We start from the raw sequence: 19,295 nt of genomic DNA, 5'->3' as shown, positions 1-19,295 counted from the left end.
GCCGCCCCTGCTAGCAACTGTATTGGTCGCCGGTGTATCAGCGCGTTTCGGCCAATCTCGCTACATTCCTGCGCATGCATATGAATACTCCCAAACTGTCCATGTTCCAGGTGCTCGCGTGTGGCGCGGCCATCGTGACCTTGTCCATGGGCATCCGCCACGGGTTCGGGCTGTGGCTCTTGCCCATCACGCAGGAAATGGGCTGGACGCGCCAGTCGTTTGCGCTGGCCATCGCCATCCAGAACCTCTCGTGGGGGGTCATCGGCATCTTTGCCGGCATGGCGGCAGACCGGTTTGGCGCTTTTCGCGTGCTCATCAGCGGTGCGGTGCTCTATGGCCTGGGCCTGGCGGGCATGGCGCTCTCACCCACTACCACCCTGTTTGCATTGACTGCGGGCGTGCTGATTGGTGCGGCCCAGGCCGGCACCACCTACGCCGTGATCTACGGCGTGCTGGGGCGCCAGATTGCGCCAGAGCGCCGCTCCTGGGCCATGGGTGTGGCGGCGGCTGCGGGCTCGTTTGGCCAGTTTCTGATGGTGCCTGTCGAAGGCTGGCTGATTGCCGGGCTGGGGTGGCAGCAGGCACTGCTGGTCTTGTCGATGGCGGTTCTGCTGATCGTGCCGCTGGCCTTTGGCCTGCGTGAACCCGGGTTCAAAGGCGCTGCGCCTGCCAAGCGGGAGCAGACCATCGTGCAGGCCCTGGGCGAGGCGTTCCGCTATCCCAGCTTCAACCTGTTGATGGCGGGCTACTTCGTGTGCGGCTTTCAGGTGGTGTTCATCGGCGTGCACATGCCCAGCTACCTCAAGGACCACGGCCTCTCGCCGCAAGTGGCCAGCTATGCGCTGGCGCTGATTGGCCTGTTCAACGTGTTCGGCACTTACATCGCGGGCACGCTGGGCCAGCGCATGCCCAAACGCTATATCCTGGCGTTCATCTATCTGGCCCGTGCGGTGGCGATCAGTGTGTTTCTGGTGGTGCCGCTCTCGCCCCTGTCGGTGTATGTGTTCTCGGCTGTGATGGGTACGCTCTGGCTGTCCACCATCCCCCCGACCAATGCCACCATTGCCCAGATTTTTGGGGTGCAGCATCTGTCGATGCTGGGTGGCTTTGTGTTCTTCAGCCACCAGATCGGCAGCTTCATGGGCGTGTGGTTGGGCGGCTACCTGTATGACGCCACAGGCAACTACGATATCGTCTGGTACATCGCCATCGGCCTGGGCGTGTTTGCAGGGCTCGTGAACCTGCCCGTCAAGGAAAGCCCCATCCCACGCAGCGCTCCACAGCCTGCCTGATACGCCATGCACACTGATGAGCTCGACGCAGCCCGCCCTGCCCCCAAACCCTTACCAAGTGCCCTGCGCTGGTTGGGCTGGGCTGTGGCCGTGCTGCTGTGCCTGATCGTATTTGGCATGTACACGGTGCCCGAGTTCATGGTGATGCTGGCTGACCAGATGTGGGCGTGTTTCTGACCGCCTCCGTGAAGATTTCAGGCCTTTTTGGCCTCTCGCGCTTGTCGATCAAGCACTGGTAGCTACACTTTCAATAGCACTATGCACGGAACTGAAGCACCGTCCGACTGGGTCCGCCGCTGGGCCCACCTGATCGCGCCGGGCGGCACCGCACTGGATGTCGCCTGCGGCGCGGGGCGCCATCTGCGATGGCTGCATGGCAGAGGGCACCGCGTAGTGGGCGTGGACCGCTCTGCCGAAGCCATGGCCGCTTGCGCAGGCCTGGGCGAAATGGTCTGCACCGACATCGAGAACGGCCCCTGGCCCTTTGCCGGCCGGCAGTTTGATGCCGTGGTGATCACCCACTATCTCTGGCGTCCACTGCTGCCGCTCATCGTGGCCAGTGTGGCGCCCGGCGGGCTGCTGATCTACGAGACCTTTGCCCTGGGCAACGAAACCGTGGGCCGACCTGCGCGGCCCGAGTTTCTGCTGGCGCCTGGCGAGTTATTGGAAGCCTGCCGGGGTCTGAGGGTCGTGGCCTACGAGGACGGTTTCCAGGAAGAACCTGCACGTTTCGTGCAACGCATCACAGCCGTGCGGGAACTCCCGCAGCCTGGCCGACCCTCACGGTATCTTTTGCGCACCGGGGCTAGTTAGAATGCCCTTTTACCGTTTATCACTGCGGACATGACCTCTTATTCCGTGCCCCTTACCGGCAGCATCGTCGCCCTCGTCACCCCCATGCACGAGGACGGTAGCGTGGACTACCCTACCCTGCGCAAACTGATCGACTGGCATATCGCCGAAGGCACTGACTGCATCGGCGTGGTGGGCACCACGGGCGAGTCGCCCACGGTCAATGTCGAGGAGCACTGCGAGATCATCCGCGTCGCCGTTGAACAATCCGCCAAGCGTGTGCCCATCATGGCCGGTTGCGGCGCCAACTCCACGGCCGAGGCCATCGAACTGGCCAAGTTTGCCCGCGGCGTCGGGGCTGACAGCCAGCTGCAGGTCGTGCCTTACTACAACAAGCCGACGCAAGAAGGCCAGTACCAGCACTTCAAGGCGATTGCCGAAGCCACAGGTGATCTGCCCATCATTCTGTACAACGTGCCCGGTCGCTCGGTGGCCGATATGCAGCACGACACCGTGTTGCGCCTCGCGCAAGTGCCCGGTGTGATCGGCATCAAGGAAGCCACGGGCAACATCGAACGCGCCCAATGGCTCATTCGTGATGTACCCAAGGGCTTTGGCATCTATTCGGGCGACGACCCCACCGCCGTGGCACTCATGTTGTGCGGCGGCCACGGCAACATCAGCGTCACAGCCAATGTGGCGCCGCGCCTGATGCACGAGCTGTGTGTGGCAGCCCTGGCTGGCAATGTCCAGCGCGCAATGCAGATCCAGTTGCAACTCATGCCGGTCCACAAGAACCTGTTTGTGGAAGCCAACCCTATCCCGGTCAAATGGGCGATGACCCGTATGGGTCTGTGCGGCGGCACCATGCGCCTGCCCATGACACCGCTGTCCAGCGGCAACGAAGCCACCGTCGAATCCGCGCTGCGTACCAGCGGCCTGATCTAATCCGGGCTGTGCCCGCTTCCCCCCGAGACACTCCGAGGATTTCCGCGTGAAAGCTGCTACCACCCGATTGGGCCTGTTGGCCCTCGCCATGGCCCTGTCTGCCTGCTCTTCTCTGGAGGGCGACAAGATCGACTATAAAAGCGCCGCCAAAGGCTCCACCCTGGAAGTCCCCCCCGACCTGACCCAGTTGTCGCGTGACTCGCGTTACGCGGTGGCGGGTGGTTCCGTATCGGCAGCCGCCATGCAGGCCGGACAGGCTGCGCAGCCTTCGGGCACGACCAACGCTGCGGCACTGACGCTGGGCGATGTTCGGATTGAACGTGATGGCAAGCAGCGCTGGCTGGTGGTCAACCGCCCTGCCGACAAGCTCTGGGAACCGGTGCGCGAATTCTGGCAAGACAACGGCTTCACGTTGGCGCAGGCTGAGTCCAATGTGGGAATCATAGAAACCGACTGGGCAGAAAACCGCGCCAAGCTGCCCCAGGACTTCATCCGTTCTACGGTTGGCAAGCTGCTCGATTCGCTGTATTCCACCGGCGAACGCGACAAATTCCGTACCCGGCTGGAGCGCAACGCCAATGGCGGGACAGAGATCTACATCACCCACCGCGGGATGATCGAGGTGTATGGCAATGTGTCCAAAGACAGCACCATCTGGCAACCGCGCCCCTCCGATCCAGAACTCGAAACCGAGTTTCTGCGCCGCCTGATGGTCAAGCTGGGGGTGAGCCAGGAGCAATCCAAGGCCATCGCTGCAGCCCCTGCCGCGCGTACGCAAACCGCACGAATGACCACGGTCAACAATATGCCCGTGGTTCAGCTTGACGAGGGGTTTGACCGCTCTTGGCGCCGCGTGGGCCTGGCACTGGATCGCACAGGCTTTACGGTGGAAGACCGCAATCGCAACGAAGGCACTTACTTCGTGCGCTATGTAGCTCCCAATACTGACAAGAAAGAGCCTGGATTCTTCGGCAAGCTGTTCAACGCCTCTGCCGCAACGCCGCCACTCAAATACCGCATCGTCGTGCGCAGCCAGGGCGAGTCCACCACCGTGTCAGTGCTCAATGAAGCAGGCGCACCCGATGGCTCGGCCAATGCAGAGCGTATCGTGCGCGTGATTGCAGACGACCTCAAGTAACCTGTAGAAGGCAACGCCTACCCGTCACACCAGACCACCCATGCGCGGCAGCGTCGCCGGGGTGATCGCTGTGTGACTTGGATCTGGCCGCTACCCCATGTTGCGATTCAAAAATCTGGGAAGCGGCAGTACCGGCAATGCCACCGTGGTCGAGGGAAGCAGTGGTGCCAGAGTGCACCGCCTGCTGATTGACTGCGGTTTTGGCATCCGGCAATTGCAGGCCCGCCTGGCACTGGCACAACTGCAGCCCGAAGACATCCATGCCGTCTTCATCACCCACGAACACTCGGATCACATCGGCTGCGCACGAGCGCTTGCGATGCGCCACCGCATCCCCGTGTGGATGAGCCAAGGCACGTATGCCGCTTTGGGATCTCCCGACTTTGACGGACTTTTGAATGTGGCCCGCGATATGGAGGTCATTGACCTGGGCCCCCTTCGGGCCCAACCGTTCACCGTGCCGCACGACGCAAGAGAACCGTTGCAACTCAGGTGCTCAGACGGCGTAAGCCACTTCGGCGTTCTGACCGACCTGGGACATGCTACCGCCCATGTTTTGCAACAGCTGCAGGGCTGTCATGCCCTGATGATCGAGGCCAACCACGACCCTGCGATGCTGGAGGCCTCTCGCTATCCCCCCTTTCTGAAACGCCGCGTGGGGGGGCTCTATGGTCATCTCGCCAATGCAGCCACGGCGGAGATTCTGCGCAGCGTGCAGCATACTGGCCTGCGCAAGGTGGTGGCCGCACACCTGAGCGCACACAACAACACCCCTAGCCTCGCACAACAGACGCTTGCAACCGCACTGGACTGGTCTTCCGAGGACATCATCGTCGCCAGCCCTACCGAAGGGACAGACTGGCTCCATGTGGGCGGCGACTAGAAGAAGAGGGGCCAACTCCGCTGAAAAAAATGCCACCACGCAGAGCGCCCGCTGGTTGCCGGGGGTCTCAGCAACAGGGCATGCGCGATGCCCCAAGCACTCCACGTCACGAAGACAAAGGGCAAAAAAAAGCCCCGACCTTACGGTAGGGGCTATTTTTGCCAAGAACCGGTTTTGCAACCAGTTCAGGGCCTGCAGCAACTTACTTGGCTGCGGAAGCGCCGGTAGCGGCGGTGGCAGCAGCGTCAGCAGCAGCCTTGGCAGCGTCAGCGGCTGGAGCAGAAGCGTCAGCAGCAGGTGCCACGGCCGCTGGAGCAGCAGCGTCGGAGGCGGCAGGAGCGGCTGGCTCGGCAGCAGGCGCTGGTGCTGCGGCAGGAGCTTCCACGGGAGCTGGTGCTGGAGCGGGCTCTTCCTTCTTGCCACAAGCGGCGAGTGCAGCAGCAGCGATCAGGGCGGCCAGAACGAGGGAGTTCTTCATTTCGATTTTCCTATTTGGACAGACAGAATCTTGAAAAGCCACGGCGTCAGGCTTCCTGAAGCCCATGGTACGCATTGGCACAATGCACTTGGCGAGCACCTTTTAGGCGCAGCCGCTGATTATATTGGTATTTAGTCAATACTGACTAACACTGACGAAAGCTTTACACCCTGTTGACTTTACGCATGGCGCTAGCAACCGTAGCAGCCCCACCACATACGGTGCACCCCTGGCTCTACAGACCGAGTGTGGACGAGGGAAAGCCCGGCGCACTTTTGCTGCGCACCCACTCGTTGAGCGACTCGCGCAGGAGCACCCTTCGGTCGGCCTCGTTACCCGTCACGCCCACACATCGCTCCGGATCCAACCGGTGCATGACCCACTGCGGAGACCACAATGCGCTGGGAAGGTCCAACGGATCGGCAGCAGGACTGCGGCGACAGTTGATGATGTGATCCCAGGTGCCGCGCCAACGGACAAACCGCGCATGCCGACGAATCACATCGTCATAACTGCAAGCCAACATGGTGAAGCGACGACCGCTGTGGGCCCACTCCTGCAGCGCCTCGACCACTGCGCGCTCACCCAACGGCCAATCATGAAAATTGGCATCGCTGATGAAGATCTCCTGCCAACCATCCCGGGCCGCCGTCGCAATGGCATCCCGCACCAACTGCTGAAACGCATCCCGGCCACTGAACCGCCCTACAGGCAGATCCCGCAAAGGCTCGGACGGAGGGGTTACCACATCGGTCATCGACATCTCCTGATCAGATCAGCTCTATTCAGCCCAGGCGTGGGCCCAGCCCGCATCACACCACGACGAGAGCAGCTCCAGCGCATCATCGCTGGCGCGGGCCAGTTCACGCGATGTGAGCTGGCGCTCATCTGCCAGGCGCCGCATCAAGGTGGCATCACGTCCCGCCGCGCGGTAGCTTTCGCCATTGATGAAAATGTGCTGGGCGTCATACATCATGCGACTCTTGCGGTCCAGGCGCACACCCTCCAGCATGACGCCCACATCGCCAGGTTCAAACCACACGCTGGCCTTGGGTTCGGTCAGGTACTCGCCCAACGCACGCTCCAGCACCAGAGGCTGTGCCAGCGCGCGTGACAACGCTTCACGGGCAAATTCATGCAAACCGACGGGAATGGCAGCGGGTTGTGTCACCGCCTCCTGTCCTGCGTCACGGTACATCAGCGGACTGGCCTCATCTGCAGCATCCTCTGCCAGACGCACCAGCAATTCCTGTGCGAGCTCTGCACGCGCGGGCGCACGAAAACCAATGGAATAGGTCATGCATTCGCCTTCGGCAATCCCGTCGTGGGCATAGCGCGGCGGCAAGTACAACATGTCACCCGGCTCCAGCACAAACTCTTCTTCGGGTTCGAACTTCGCCAACACCTTCAAGGGAATGTCGTCACGCAACGAAAGATCCTTCTGGCGGCCAATGCGCCAGCGCCGCTTACCATGGGCCTGCAGCAAAAAGACATCGTAGCTATCGAAGTGCGGGCCTACACCACCGCCGTTGCTGGCGTAGCTGATCATGAGGTCGTCCAGTCGGGCCTCAGGGACGAAACGAAACTGCTGCATCAGCGCATGCACCGCATCGTTGTGCAGATCAACGCCCTGCACCAGCAAGGTCCAGTCCGGCTGCTGCAACGCGGGCAATGCACGGCGGCTGAAAGGACCGTGGCGCAGCTTCCAGGCACCTTTAGCCAACTGCACAAGCCGCGACTCCACGCCCTCCTGGGCAGCCAACGCAAACAGCTCCGGCCGCAATACAGGTGGCGCAAACTGGGGAATGGCCTGACGCACCAGCAGGGGCTTCTTCTGCCAATGGCGGCGCATGAATTGGGCGGGGGTGAGGCCACCGAGCAGGGGCAGGGGTTGCTGGATATCCATAGGAAAAGCAGTGCCCGTTTGCGGGGCTGTTGGTCGAACTGCGACAATTCTCCTATGGAAATCACTCAACAATGTGTGGTCGCACTGACCTGGACGCTCAAAGACACCTTGGGCGAAGAACTCGACGTACTCGATGAACCTGTGGAATTTTTAGTCGGCGGCGACGATCTATTGCCCCGTATCGAAGAAGCCCTGCAAGGCCACGCCCCCGGAGCCAGCTTGGCACTTCATCTCGAACCCGAAGATGCTTTCGGCGACTTCAACGATCAACTGCTGTTCCTCGAACCACGCGCGCTCTTCCCTGCAGAGATTGAGGAGGGCATGACATTCGATGGAATGGCGCTGCCAGAGGGCTGCAATCCAGACGCGCCTCGCACAGCCTTGTACACCGTGGCCGAAATCTACCCCGAGCATGTGGTGCTCGACGGAAACCACCCTTTGGCTGGCATCGCCCTGCGCTTGCAACTGACGGTGCAGGCAGTGCGAGAGGCCACAGAAGAAGAAATTGGCCAAGGGACGGCAGGAACAGGCTTCTTCCGCGTGCAACCGCAAGCCCCCGGCAGCTCACTGCTGCACTGAACAGCCGATACCACGCCCATCAAAAAGGGCGCGCTGAATCACTTCAGCGCGCCCTTTTCCCCATCGGTCAAAGCATCACAGGCGCGATATCTGGCCGTTATAAAGGCGTACACGGTCACCAATGCGCAAATCGCCTGGGCTGCTCACGTCGTACACGCGGTAGCCGCCCTGGTCCAACTGCACAGAAAGCCGATAGCCCTGCGCGTACTCCTGGTTGTTACGCCCCTCGATGGCGTTGCCTGCCACCGCGCCTCCAAGGACACCCACCGCTGTCGCGGCAGCGCGGCCCGAGCCCTTGCCCACCTGATTACCCAGTACACCGCCTACCACTGCTCCCAACACGGCACCAGCCCCCGAAGTCTGCCCTTGCGTGCGCCCTTGCAGCACCTCAATGTTGGAAACACGGCCATATTCGGTACCCGCCGGGTTGTTGGGATACGCAGGCGCTGCCTGGTATCCACCGGAGTAACCACCGCCGTATTGAGGCGCCGGTGCCGACCGGTTATGACCACACGCCGCCAGCGAACTGACAAGAACCACAGCGCCAGCGATGGCGAAAGAACGTTTGAATTGCAGCATTTTTAATCTCCTGAAGTCATGGGGCGAGTCCAAAGCAGACAGGCATGGGCCTTAGTACGCATGCCTTGATTAAAACAACGCACCAGGGGCCTGCCGCGTAGACACATGTGCCCACACACCGTCGGTAACAAACCTGCAGAACGGTAAGCGCCGTCTTACAACAAACACTCAACAGGGCTCTAAGGGCACCGGCTTTCAGGCCTTGCCCGTCGAGCCATACCCCCCCGCACCCCGCTCGGTGGCTGCGAACTCCGTCACTATGTTGAATTGGGCCTGCACCACGGGCACGATGACCAGCTGGGCCAACCGTTCCATGGGTTCCAGTGTGAAGGCCACACCGCTACGGTTCCAGGCACTCACCATGAGCTGCCCCTGGTAGTCGCTGTCAATCAAGCCCACCAGGTTGCCCAGAACGATGCCATGTTTGTGACCCAGACCAGAACGCGGCAGGATCAGGGCGGCGTACCCCGGATCCTTGATGTAGACGGAAATACCGGTAGGCACCAGTTGCCATGCATTGGGCTGCAGAGTCAAAGGCGCATCCAGGCAGGCCCGGAGGTCAAGTCCCGCGCTGCCTGGCGTGGCATAGGTAGGCAGTTGATCCGTCATGCGCGGATCCAGAATCTGGACGTCAATCTTCACTTACTTTTTCTCTCTTCCTGTGTTGCGCTGCGTCCCTGCTGGCCGCAGTCTCACTTGTTGGGATTGTGTGCCAGCGCGGGCCACCACTCCTGGCATCTGGAGGATCTTGGGGGCAGCATCCAGCAACCACCCGAGCGCCCACCAAAGCACTCCCATGAATATCAAACCGGCGAATGAACCTCGCCCCCAAAAAACCAGCGCCGCACCGTGTAACCCCATGAACAGCAGCAACAGGGCACGCGCAATGCGCAACCCACCCATCCACGGAACCCAAAGCTGCGCCAGGTCTGGCGGTAGCGCCTGTCCTTTCACACCCGATGCACCCGGCACAGTACGCCCAGGGTTTGCCGCATTCGGCGGTGCGGGTGATGGAGCGGACCGTGCAGCATTGGACGCCGTCAGACGCTCCACATAGCCTGCAAAATCACCATGGGGTGGAGTGTCCCATTCGGGCTTGGTAGAACCGGGATTCATGGCATCTCTCCACGACGACGGGGGTCAGGAACTGAGCGGCGGCAAGCGCACGGAAATCTCTGCCACCAACTGTTGGGCCAACACCCGTTTGGAAGCACGGGGCAACTCGCGGTGCCCGATGGCATCCACCAGAAGCAGGGCATTGTCATCCTGCCCAAAGGTGGCTGGGCCGATGTTGCCCACCAGCAGCGGAACCCCTTTGCGAACACGCTTGGCCGTAGCATGGGCCAGCAGGTCATGGCTCTCGGCCGCGAATCCCACACAGAACAAATCCCCCTCCAAGGCGTGTGGCGACTGGGCCACCGTTGCCAGAATGTCCGGATTCTCGACAAAACCCAGGGTTGGCGTCTGGCCGGATCCGTCTTTTTTGATCTTCTGGGAAGACTGATTGGCAGGCCGCCAATCCGCCACGGCAGCGGTGGCAATGAACACCGAAGCAGCCTGCACATGCCGCTCCACGGCGACAAGCATCTCCTGGGCGGATTGCACATTCACACGGCGCACGCCGCGCGGGGTGGGTACATGCACGGGCCCCGCCACCACCGTGACCTCGGCGCCAGCTTCGCGGGCTGCGCGCGCAATCGCAAAGCCCATTTTTCCACTCGACAGGTTGGTGATACCCCGTACCGGATCAATCGCTTCAAAAGTGGGCCCCGCCGTCACCAGCACCTGGCGCCCGGCCAGGACTTTGGGAGCAAAGAAGGCGATCAGCTCCTCCAGGAGTTCTTCGGGCTCCAGCATCCGGCCATCGCCCGTCTCCCCACAGGCCTGGTCGCCATGGCCCACACCCAGCACCACCGCGCCGTCCTGCGCCACCAGGGCCAGATTGCGTTGGGTGGCAGGATGGGCCCACATCTCGCGATTCATGGCGGGCGCCAGCAACAGCGGCACCTGCTGCGCTGGGCGGGCCAGGCACAACAAACTCAGCAACTCATCCGCCCGCCCCTGCACCAGTCGCGCGATGAAATCAGCGCTGCAAGGCGCAATCAGGATCACATCGGCCTCACGGCTCAGGTTGATGTGGGGCATGTTGTTGGGCTCACGGGCATCCCACTGCGAGCCATACACGGGCCGCCCCGACAGGGCTTGCATGGTGACTGGCGTGATGAAGCGTTCTGCAGCCTCGGTCATCACCACCTGCACGGTCGCGCCCTCCTTGATGAGCTGACGGCACAGATCAGCTGCTTTGTAGCAAGCCACGCCCCCACTCAGACCCAGAACAATGTGTTTGCCAGCGAGCTCATTCATAGAGTGAATTTAGCAGACGCGCCAGAACCCTCCGGCCGGGGTGTCTCCGGGGCGCCATCTATAATCCCAATTTCCCACCACCAAAAAAGACATGACCAAATTTGTCTTCGTCACCGGCGGTGTGGTGTCTTCCCTCGGTAAGGGAATCGCCTCAGCCTCCCTTGCCGCGATCCTTGAATCGCGGGGACTCAAAGTCACCCTCATCAAGCTTGATCCCTACATCAACGTAGATCCGGGCACCATGTCTCCTTTCCAGCACGGCGAGGTTTTTGTGACCGACGACGGCGCAGAAACCGACCTGGACCTGGGCCACTATGAGCGTTTCATCGAAACGCGCATGAAGAAAACCAACAACTTCACCACGGGCAAGATTTACCAATCCGTGCTGGAGAAGGAACGCCGCGGCGACTACTTGGGCAAGACCGTGCAGGTCATTCCCCATGTCACCAACGAAATCCAGGAATTCATCAAGCGCGGCGCGGGTATCGGAACGCCCGATGCCGTGGATGTGGCCATTGTGGAAATCGGCGGCACGGTGGGCGACATCGAATCGCTGCCTTTCCTGGAAGCCGTGCGCCAGCTCAGCCTGAAGCTGGGGCCCAACAATGCCGCCTTCGTGCACCTGACCTACCTGCCGTGGATTGCCACCGCAGGCGAGCTCAAGACCAAACCCACGCAACACACCGTGCAAGAGCTGCGCAAAATCGGTATTCAGCCTGATGCGTTGCTGTGCCGTGCCCAACATCCCGTGCCCACCGAAGAGCGCGAGAAAATCTCGCTGTTCACCAACGTGCCTGAGTGGGGTGTGATCAGCATGTGGGATGTGGACACCATCTACAAAGTGCCCCGCATGCTGCACGAACAGGGTCTCGACGGCCTCATTTGCGACAAGCTGCGCCTGAACACGCCCCCCACCAGCCTCAAGCGCTGGGATGAGCTGGTCCATGAAACCGAGCACCCGCAAGGCGAAGTCACCATCGCCATGGTCGGCAAGTATGTCGATCTGTCGGACAGCTATAAATCAGTCAACGAAGCGCTGCGTCACGCCGGCATGCGCAACCATGTGCGGGTCAAAATCGACCACATTGACTCCGAGACCATCGACAGTGCTGACGTAACGGCACGGCTGGCAAAATACGACGCCATCCTCGTGCCCGGCGGCTTTGGCGCTCGCGGCGTCGAGGGCAAGATCAGCACCGCACGCTACGCCCGTGAGCACAAGGTACCCTATCTGGGCATCTGCTTAGGCATGCAGGTAGCCACCATAGAATACGCGCGCCATGTGGCAGGCCTGGCCAACGCCAACAGCACCGAGTTCGACCCCACCACCCCCCACCCCGTGATCGCACTGATCACCGAGTGGAAGGATGCGGACGGCACCATCAAGAAGCGTGATGAGAACTCGGACCTGGGCGGCACCATGCGCCTGGGCGCGCAAAGCTCGGATGTGTCCAAGGACACGCTGGCCCACAGCATCTACGGCGACGTAGTGACCGAGCGCCACCGCCACCGCTACGAAGCCAACGTGAACTACCTGGACCAGCTGCGCAAAGCGGGGCTCGTGATCTCGGCGCTCACACAGCGCGAGGAACTCACCGAAATCGTGGAGCTACCGAAGACAGTGCACCCCTGGTTCATCGGCGTGCAGTTCCATCCCGAGTTCAAGTCCACGCCCTGGAACGGCCATCCGCTGTTCAATGCCTTCATCAAGGCGGCCGTGGAACACCAGCAAGCGGCGAAAGCCTGATCGAAAGGAAAGCCCATGCAGCTGTGCGGATTCAACGTCGGCCTGGACCAGCGCTTCTTCCTGATCGCGGGCACTTGCTCCATCGAAGGCCTGGAGATGTCGCTCGACGTCGCGGGTCAGCTCAAGGAAGCCTGCACGGCCTTGGGCGTTCCCTTGATCTACAAGGGCTCGTTCGACAAGGCGAACCGCTCGTCCGGCACCAGCAAGCGCGGCGTCGGCATCGACGCTGGTCTGAAGATCCTGGATGAAGTGCGCCGCCAGCTGCAGCTGCCCATACTGACCGACGTGCACGACACCTCGCATGTGGCCGAGGTGGCCAGCGTGGTGGACGTGCTGCAGACGCCCGCCTTCCTGTGCCGCCAGACCGACTTCATCCGCGCTGTGGCGCAGTCGGGCAAGCCGGTAAACATCAAAAAGGGCCAATTTCTTGCGCCCTGGGACATGAAAAACGTCATCGACAAGGCCCGCGCTGCCGCGGCGGAAGTCGGCCTGTCAGAAGACCGATTCCTCGCCTGTGAGCGTGGCGTGAGCTTTGGCTACAACAACCTCGTGGCCGACATGACCAGCCTGGCCGAGATGCGAAACTCCGGCGCGCCGGTGGTGTTCGATGTGACCCACTCGGTGCAAAAACCCGGCGGCCTGGGTGCCGTGAGCGGTGGCGCGCGCGACATGGTGCCGGTGCTGGCCCGGGCGGGCGTGGCGGCTGGTGTGGCGGGCCTGTTCATGGAAACCCACCCCAAGCCCGCAGAGGCCTGGTCGGACGGGCCCAACGCCGTGCCCCTGAAGCACATGAGGGCGCTGCTGGAAACGCTGGTGTCGCTGGACGACATCACCAAGAAAAGCGGATTCCTAGAAAACAACTTTGGAGTTTGAGACATGAGCAGTGGTTACGTCATCGCATCCGTCACCGTCACCAACCCCACCCAGTACGAGGAGTACCGCAAGTGGAGCACCCTGGCCATGCAAGCCCACGGAGCCGAAGTGTGCGTGCGCGGCGGCAAGGTCGAGGTACTCGAAGGCGACTGGAATCCCGGCCGCACGGTGATCCTCAAGTTCGCAAGTTTTGAAGCCGCCCGCGCGTTCTACGACACGCCCGAATACCAGAAAGCCAAGGCCGCCCGCGAAGGCGCGGCCATCATGCGCATGGTGTGTGTAGAGGGCACTTAAACAGCCATTGGCTGAAAAAGAACGGAGACTTCATCGAATGCCCATCCTTCACAATCGATCGACTTTGCTGTTCGTCATTTCAGCGGCCTTGACTCTCTCCGCATGTGGCGGTGGAAGCAGCGACAATCCCATTCATGTCCCCGAACTGACGAAGGGTCTCTGCTTTGACAATGGGATCTACGCTTCGGGAGCCTCATACAAGTTGAACTTCAAAGAGGGCACAGCCAGCCCAGTGGTTTCCGGCTCGGTGCTCGCCACCAATGCCAGTTTCAACGGCGTTCCGGATCTGGTGCAATTTGTGGAAACCACGAGCAACACCGTTTCCATCGTCGTCACGCGCTACTTGAAGCCGCTGAGCCCGCAAGCTGCCTTCACTCAGCCGTCTTCAGTCGTCGCCCTCTATGGAACCGAGGCCGCGCAGGGCTCCCAATCGTTCACTACCACCACCTACACTCCACCCTACGAAGATCGGCGTGTCGAGTTGGGTGTGGGCGAAACGCGCACCTTCACTGGCCAGGGCACACGCACGGAAATGTTCCCTCCGAATTCCGGACCCCACACCCGACAAGACCAAGTCAAGTTCGTGGGTGTGGAGAGCATCACCTTGCCAGCAGGCACCTTCACCGCTTGCCGCTACGAGGTCAACGGCAACACTACCGAATGGTTGCACCGCAGCCTTGTCGTGCGTCGCGACATCAGCGGCGGCGAATCCCGAATTTTGCAATCAGGCGAGCTGAACGGCACGCCTCTCAAAAGTCAATAAACCTGGAGAGTAAGTAAACATGAGCGCAATTGTTGACATCGTAGGCCGCGAAGTGCTGGACAGCCGCGGCAACCCCACCGTCGAATGCGACGTGCTGCTGGAATCGGGCGTGATGGGTCGCGCCGCGGTGCCCAGCGGCGCCTCCACCGGCAGCCGCGAAGCCATTGAAATGCGTGATGGCGACAAGAGCCGCTACCTGGGCAAGGGCGTGCTCAAGGCTGTCGAACACATCAACACCGAAATCTCCGAAGCCGTGCTGGGCCTGGATGCGTCGGAACAGGGCTTTCTGGACAAGACCCTGATCGACCTCGACGGCACCGAGAACAAGAGCCGCCTGGGCGCCAACGCGATGCTGGCGGTATCGATGGCCGTAGCCCGTGCCGCCGCCGAAGAATCGGGCCTGCCGCTGTACCGCTACCTGGGTGGCATGGGCAGCGTGCAATTGCCCGTGCCCATGATGAACGTGATCAATGGCGGGGCACACGCCAACAACAGCCTGGATCTGCAAGAGTTCATGATCATCCCCGTGGGGGCTCCCACGTTCCGCGAAGCGGTACGCTGGGGCGCTGAGGTGTTCCACGCGCTCAAGAAAATCATCCACGACAAGGGCATGAGCACCGCCGTGGGCGACGAAGGCGGCTTTGCACCCAGCGTGGAGAACCACGAAGCGGCCATCCGCCTCATTCTGCAAGCCATCGAAGCCGCTGGCTATACGGCGGGCGAACAAATTGCCCTGGGCCTGGACTGCGCCGCGAGCGAGTTCTACAAGGACGGGATGTATGTGCTGGAAGGCGAAGGCGGCCTGAAGCTGTCTGCCGAGCAATGGACGGACATGCTGGCAGCCTGGGTCGATAAGTACCCCATCATCAGCATCGAAGACGGCATGCACGAAGGTGACTGGGACGGCTGGAAGCACCTGACTGAACGCCTGGGTGACAAGGTGCAACTGGTGGGTGACGACCTGTTCGTGACCAACACCAAGATCCTGAAGGAAGGCATCGACAAGCGCATCGCCAACTCGATCCTCATCAAGATCAACCAGATCGGCACGCTGACCGAAACCTTCGCCGCCATCGAGATGGCCAAGCGCGCCGGCTACACCGCCGTGATCTCGCACCGCTCGGGCGAGACCGAGGACAGCACCATCGCCGATATCGCCGTGGGCACGAATGCAGGTCAGATCAAAACCGGCTCGCTCAGCCGCTCGGACCGCATCGCCAAGTACAACCAGCTGCTGCGCATCGAAGAAGACCTGGGCGACATCGCGCAATACCCAGGCCGCGCTGCGTTCTACAACCTGCGCTGAGCCCGGCAGCCCCCCTCGCCTGAGCTAGCCCCACCTTGGTCTCCCGCATCGTGCCCGTCATCCTGCTAGCCCTGCTGGGGGCGCTGCACGCCCAGCTCTGGCTGGGGCGGGGCAGCATTCCGCGCGTCAACGAAATGCAGCGGCAGATCGATGTCCAAAAGGCGGCCAATGACCAGGCCCGGCAGGTCAATGCGCGGCTGACCTCCGAGGTGCATGACCTCAAGGAGGGGCTCAACATGGTGGAAGAAAAAGCACGCAGCGAATTGGGCATGGTCAAACCCAATGAGGTTTACGTGCAATTCACGCCGCGCTGAACGTCAGCACGGCCCTCACTGCGCTGAGGTCCATTTTTGCCCCCTCTCCTTCTGCCTGTGTCGCCCCCCTCCCCGCCACGCCCCCTGGTGATTCTGCTGGGGGCACCCCACACTGGAGCACAGGCTCTGGCACTGGAGCTGCAGCAGCGGATAGACGCGGGCTCGGTGCAGATCAGGGATGCATCTTCGATGGGGGATGCTCTTTGCCTAACGGGGCCCGATCTATCTCCTGCGTCACCCCTTGGCGGTGGGGAGACATCTGCAGGCATTGCTACGGGAACCAGCAGTTTGGCCGCATGGATCACGCTGCTCCGATCGGCGGACCAGATCCTGCTGATGGGGCTGGATCTTCCCCTTCCTCTCTACGATCGCCCGTCGCAGGAGGCGATCGACGCGAAGTTGCGCTCCGCTTTGGACAGCGCCAAATTGTCTTACCGGGTCGTATATGGGCGGGAAGCCAGGCGCTTCAACAACGCATTTTTTGCTATAAATAATATAGCAAATCAGACAATATCATCCAGCGCAAGCGCCCTATCGGATACGAAACAAGGCGCACGTGCCACCCGGCTGCGCACCCGGGACTGCGAAAAATGCAGCGACCCCGAATGCGAGCACCGCCTGTTCACCGCCCTGTTGGACCACCGGGCTTAGCCCCGGAGCAGTAAAACCAGCGACCGCCAGGTACACGTTGCTCACACCAGCCCGCGTTTGAGTTCCTTGAGCAACAGCACCACCTGACTGGAGCCATAGCGGTACCCGCCGTTGAGCACCTGCACCGCCCGGTCCCACTCCCCCAGTTGGGCCAGTTCAATCAGTGTTGCGGCCTGTTCGTGAAAATACTGGTGGCGCGCCATCAACAACGGGTAAGCGGCTTGGTCCCTTAGCAACTCGCCTCCCACACCATGCAACCAGCGCCCCAGAGCGCTGTGATCAGAACGGCGTATCAGGGCCGGGTCCAGCCCCACGGAGGTACGGCCTTCGAGGTAGTCCATCAGACGGACCTTCCAGCGCTCATGGGCATTGATGGCGGCATCGATGTCCAGGGCGGCCAGCAAGGTGTCGGCGCGCAGCGAATCCGGTGCTACAGAGCCATCAAACAACGCCAGCGGTGGCGCAGCCAAGCCTGCACGGCGAGCGCCAAGAACACGACGAAAAAACTCCATGACACCCACCCCTCTCGCTCAATCCATCAACGGTCCGATACAGCCCGGCGACGCAGACTTTGCGCCGATCCCATGCGCAGTGGTCAACGCCACTGAGGGTGGATGGATCTTAGGCGGGGAAGACGCTGGCGATTGTCAACGATGGTCAGCCAGACACAGCCACGGGAGCCCGCTGGCCGATGCTTTCAGACGCAAGCCAAAGGCGCGCCTCTGATTCCGCAGCCAGGCGTCGAACGCGCCTATTGAATGCCTGTCGGCCCTGGTGGCTGGTTTGCACCGGGGGAGACAAAAATCTGCGCAGCGTCCACCGCATCAAACCGGTACTGCTGGCCGCAGAACTCGCAGCCCACCTCAATGTCCTCACGCTCGGCCAGGATGCTCTCAGCCTCTTCAACGCCCAGACTGCGCAACATGTTGCGGACCCGTTCGAGCGTGCAGGTGCAGGCAAAGCGGGGACCACGATCACCCTGCTGGGGCTCAAAGCGCAGCAGCTTTTCTTCCCAGAACAGGCGGCGCAGGATGGTGTCTACGTCCAGCGTCAAAAGCTCTTCGCGCGTGAGGCTGGCAGCCAGATGGGCGATGCGGTTGTAGTCTTCGTTGTGACCGATCTGGTCTTCGTTCTCGCGGTGCGTGAGGCCTGCAGCCAGATTGCCCTCGCCCTTGATCGGCATGCGCTGGATCAAAAGGCCTGCAGCGACCTTTTCGTTGGCCCCAAGCACCAGAATGGTGTCGAGTTGCTCAGACTGCAGCATGTAGTGCTGCAGCACATCCGACAAGCGGTCGAGCTTTTCATGCTGGTCGCCATGCAATGGCACCACGCCCTGATAGGGCTGCTGGCCGGGATGCCGATCTTTGGGGTCCAGCGTGATGGCACAGCGACCACCACCACCCACATTGACCATCTGGCTCAAACGCGCGCCGTCAGCCACTTCGCCCTTGAGGGTGGCCGTGGCGCGCAGGCTCAGGTCCGATTGCACTTCGGCCACTGCCAGTTTCACAGGGCCATCGCCAAAAACCTGCAGCACGAGCGCTCCATTGAACTTGATGTTGGACTGCATCAGCACCCCCGCTGCGGCCATCTCGCCCAGCAGTTCGCTCACGGGCGCGGGGTAAGCGCCGGTGGCGGAATTGCCCGCGCGGCGACTCAGGATCTCGGTCCAGGCATCGGTGAGGCGCACGATCATGCCGCGCACGGGCAAACCATCGAAAAGAAACTTGTGGAGTTCAGACACGCAGGGGTTCCAGGAGAAAAAATGAACGGCAGCGGTGCTCAGCCGATTTTGTGCAGGCCGTTTTGAAAGCGGCGCGCGTTGTCGATGTAGTGCTGCGCGCTCTCGCGCAGGCCTTCGATCTGCTCTGGCGTCAGCTCGCGAACGGCCTTGGCGGGGCTGCCGATGATCATGGAACCATCGGGAAACTCCTTGCCCTCAGTGACCAGCGCACCGGCACCCACCAGACAGTTCTTGCCAATCTTCGCGCCATTGAGAACCACGGCGCCAATGCCGATCAAAGATTCGTCCCCGATGGTGCAGCCGTGCAGCATGACCTGGTGGCCCACCGTCACCCGCTCACCCACCACGAGGGGTTTGCCAATGTCCGCGTGCAGCACGCTCGCGTCTTGAATGTTGGAGCCCGCGCCAATCGTGATGCTCTCGGTGTCACCGCGGATCACCGTGCCAAACCACACGCTGACATCTTCGCCAAGGACCACGTTGCCCATCACTTGCGCGCTGTCGGCCACCCAGGCCGATGCAGCCAATTGCGGCGCCACACCATCGAGTTCGTAAATCGCCATGCACCACTCCAAAAAAGAGAAAAAGCCTGTGCCTGCGCAGGCCCCGGGAAGTCGCCAGTCGTTACAAAGCGTGTGCCTTGG

At 61.6% G+C, this 19,295-nt stretch carries 23 protein-coding genes; 14 read left to right on the top strand and 9 right to left on the bottom strand.

The features are described from left to right. The first annotated feature begins 74 nt into the window (after positions 1-74). The 6 genes from CLU85_RS08365 to CLU85_RS08345 all read left to right on the top strand — a co-directional run bounded on the left by CLU85_RS08365 (position 75) and on the right by CLU85_RS08345 (position 5,053). Positions 75-1,292 (top strand): MFS transporter, encoded by a 1,218-nt coding sequence (locus CLU85_RS08365; protein ID WP_100409862.1) that lies wholly within the window; start codon positions 75-77, stop codon positions 1,290-1,292. A gap of 6 nt (positions 1,293-1,298) precedes the next feature. Then, on the top strand, positions 1,299-1,469 hold the full coding sequence (locus tag CLU85_RS23100) for a hypothetical protein (protein ID WP_198509157.1): 171 nt from the start codon (positions 1,299-1,301) through the stop codon (positions 1,467-1,469). 81 nt (positions 1,470-1,550) lie between these two features. Then, positions 1,551-2,105: a bifunctional 2-polyprenyl-6-hydroxyphenol methylase/3-demethylubiquinol 3-O-methyltransferase UbiG gene (locus CLU85_RS08360; protein ID WP_100409861.1), complete on the top strand. Its 555-nt coding sequence runs from the start codon at positions 1,551-1,553 to the stop codon at positions 2,103-2,105. A 30-nt stretch (positions 2,106-2,135) separates the two neighbouring features. Continuing rightward, on the top strand, positions 2,136-3,032 hold the full coding sequence (gene dapA / locus CLU85_RS08355) for a 4-hydroxy-tetrahydrodipicolinate synthase (RefSeq protein WP_100409860.1): 897 nt from the start codon (positions 2,136-2,138) through the stop codon (positions 3,030-3,032). A gap of 46 nt (positions 3,033-3,078) precedes the next feature. Then, positions 3,079-4,170 (top strand): outer membrane protein assembly factor BamC, encoded by a 1,092-nt coding sequence (gene bamC, locus CLU85_RS08350; protein WP_100409859.1) that lies wholly within the window; start codon positions 3,079-3,081, stop codon positions 4,168-4,170. A 97-nt stretch (positions 4,171-4,267) separates the two neighbouring features. Further along, positions 4,268-5,053, top strand: a complete 786-nt coding sequence (locus tag CLU85_RS08345; protein WP_100409858.1) for an MBL fold metallo-hydrolase — start codon at positions 4,268-4,270, stop codon at positions 5,051-5,053. 202 nt (positions 5,054-5,255) lie between these two features. Here the strand turns inward: CLU85_RS08345 and CLU85_RS08340 are convergent, their stop codons facing one another. The 3 genes from CLU85_RS08340 to CLU85_RS08330 all read right to left on the bottom strand — a co-directional run bounded on the left by CLU85_RS08340 (position 5,256) and on the right by CLU85_RS08330 (position 7,437). Beyond that, on the bottom strand, positions 5,256-5,531 hold the full coding sequence (locus CLU85_RS08340) for a hypothetical protein (RefSeq protein ID WP_100409857.1): 276 nt from the start codon (positions 5,529-5,531) through the stop codon (positions 5,256-5,258). Between the two features lie 235 nt (positions 5,532-5,766). Then, entirely contained in the window at positions 5,767-6,288 is a 522-nt protein-coding gene (locus tag CLU85_RS08335; RefSeq protein WP_100409856.1) for a hypothetical protein, read from the bottom strand. A 24-nt stretch (positions 6,289-6,312) separates the two neighbouring features. Continuing rightward, the gene (locus tag CLU85_RS08330) at positions 6,313-7,437 is read right to left on the bottom strand and encodes a cupin domain-containing protein (protein WP_100409855.1); all 1,125 of its coding nucleotides are present in this window, start codon (positions 7,435-7,437) and stop codon (positions 6,313-6,315) included. A gap of 54 nt (positions 7,438-7,491) precedes the next feature. Here CLU85_RS08330 and CLU85_RS08325 point away from each other — a divergent pair, with 54 nt between their 5' ends. After that, on the top strand, positions 7,492-8,016 hold the full coding sequence (locus CLU85_RS08325) for a peptidylprolyl isomerase (RefSeq protein WP_100409854.1): 525 nt from the start codon (positions 7,492-7,494) through the stop codon (positions 8,014-8,016). Positions 8,017-8,091: 75 nt separating this feature from the next. On the opposite strand, the gene CLU85_RS08320 is transcribed toward CLU85_RS08325, so the two are convergent. The 3 genes from CLU85_RS08320 to coaBC form a co-directional block, all read right to left on the bottom strand. Continuing rightward, a complete protein-coding gene (locus CLU85_RS08320; RefSeq protein ID WP_100409853.1) occupies positions 8,092-8,595 on the bottom strand; it encodes a glycine zipper 2TM domain-containing protein in 504 nt (167 codons plus the stop codon). Positions 8,596-8,790: 195 nt separating this feature from the next. Then, positions 8,791-9,237, bottom strand: a complete 447-nt coding sequence (dut, locus tag CLU85_RS08315) for a dUTP diphosphatase (RefSeq protein WP_100409852.1) — start codon at positions 9,235-9,237, stop codon at positions 8,791-8,793. A 498-nt stretch (positions 9,238-9,735) separates the two neighbouring features. Next, positions 9,736-10,959, bottom strand: a complete 1,224-nt coding sequence (gene coaBC, locus CLU85_RS08305; RefSeq protein WP_100409850.1) for a bifunctional phosphopantothenoylcysteine decarboxylase/phosphopantothenate--cysteine ligase CoaBC — start codon at positions 10,957-10,959, stop codon at positions 9,736-9,738. A gap of 91 nt (positions 10,960-11,050) precedes the next feature. Here coaBC and CLU85_RS08300 point away from each other — a divergent pair, with 91 nt between their 5' ends. The 7 genes from CLU85_RS08300 (at position 11,051) to CLU85_RS22975 (ending at position 16,907) form a co-directional block, all read left to right on the top strand. Beyond that, positions 11,051-12,706 carry a CTP synthase gene (locus tag CLU85_RS08300; RefSeq protein ID WP_100409849.1) on the top strand — a complete coding sequence of 552 codons (1,656 nt, stop codon included), beginning with the start codon at positions 11,051-11,053 and terminating at the stop codon, positions 12,704-12,706. A 15-nt stretch (positions 12,707-12,721) separates the two neighbouring features. Then, positions 12,722-13,579, top strand: coding sequence for a 3-deoxy-8-phosphooctulonate synthase (gene kdsA / locus CLU85_RS08295; RefSeq protein WP_100409848.1), 858 nt, complete (start codon positions 12,722-12,724; stop codon positions 13,577-13,579). Between the two features lie 3 nt (positions 13,580-13,582). Continuing rightward, on the top strand, positions 13,583-13,873 hold the full coding sequence (locus tag CLU85_RS08290; RefSeq protein WP_100409847.1) for a DUF1330 domain-containing protein: 291 nt from the start codon (positions 13,583-13,585) through the stop codon (positions 13,871-13,873). Positions 13,874-13,910: 37 nt separating this feature from the next. Then, entirely contained in the window at positions 13,911-14,636 is a 726-nt protein-coding gene (locus CLU85_RS08285; RefSeq protein ID WP_157803946.1) for a hypothetical protein, read from the top strand. Positions 14,637-14,655: 19 nt separating this feature from the next. Next, positions 14,656-15,942 (top strand): phosphopyruvate hydratase, encoded by a 1,287-nt coding sequence (eno, locus tag CLU85_RS08280; protein WP_100409845.1) that lies wholly within the window; start codon positions 14,656-14,658, stop codon positions 15,940-15,942. Positions 15,943-15,977: 35 nt separating this feature from the next. Next, positions 15,978-16,256 (top strand): septum formation initiator family protein, encoded by a 279-nt coding sequence (locus CLU85_RS08275; RefSeq protein WP_100409844.1) that lies wholly within the window; start codon positions 15,978-15,980, stop codon positions 16,254-16,256. Between the two features lie 288 nt (positions 16,257-16,544). Continuing rightward, positions 16,545-16,907: a hypothetical protein gene (locus tag CLU85_RS22975; protein ID WP_157803945.1), complete on the top strand. Its 363-nt coding sequence runs from the start codon at positions 16,545-16,547 to the stop codon at positions 16,905-16,907. A 41-nt stretch (positions 16,908-16,948) separates the two neighbouring features. On the opposite strand, the gene CLU85_RS08265 is transcribed toward CLU85_RS22975, so the two are convergent. From CLU85_RS08265 to CLU85_RS08255, 3 genes are all read right to left on the bottom strand, one after another. Continuing rightward, complete coding sequence (locus CLU85_RS08265) at positions 16,949-17,419, bottom strand: CZB domain-containing protein (protein WP_100409842.1); 471 nt, start codon at positions 17,417-17,419, stop codon at positions 16,949-16,951. Positions 17,420-17,658: 239 nt separating this feature from the next. Continuing rightward, positions 17,659-18,651 (bottom strand): Hsp33 family molecular chaperone HslO, encoded by a 993-nt coding sequence (locus CLU85_RS08260; RefSeq protein WP_100409841.1) that lies wholly within the window; start codon positions 18,649-18,651, stop codon positions 17,659-17,661. Between the two features lie 38 nt (positions 18,652-18,689). Continuing rightward, a complete protein-coding gene (locus CLU85_RS08255) occupies positions 18,690-19,214 on the bottom strand; it encodes a gamma carbonic anhydrase family protein (protein ID WP_100409840.1) in 525 nt (174 codons plus the stop codon). Between the last annotated feature and the right edge of the window lie 81 nt (positions 19,215-19,295).

Origin of the sequence: Acidovorax sp. 69, assembly GCF_002797445.1 — a bacterium.
Lineage (GTDB): Bacteria > Pseudomonadota > Gammaproteobacteria > Burkholderiales > Burkholderiaceae_C > Acidovorax.
Note: the sequence above shows the minus strand (reverse complement) of the source record. Positions and strands in the feature narration are given on the sequence as shown.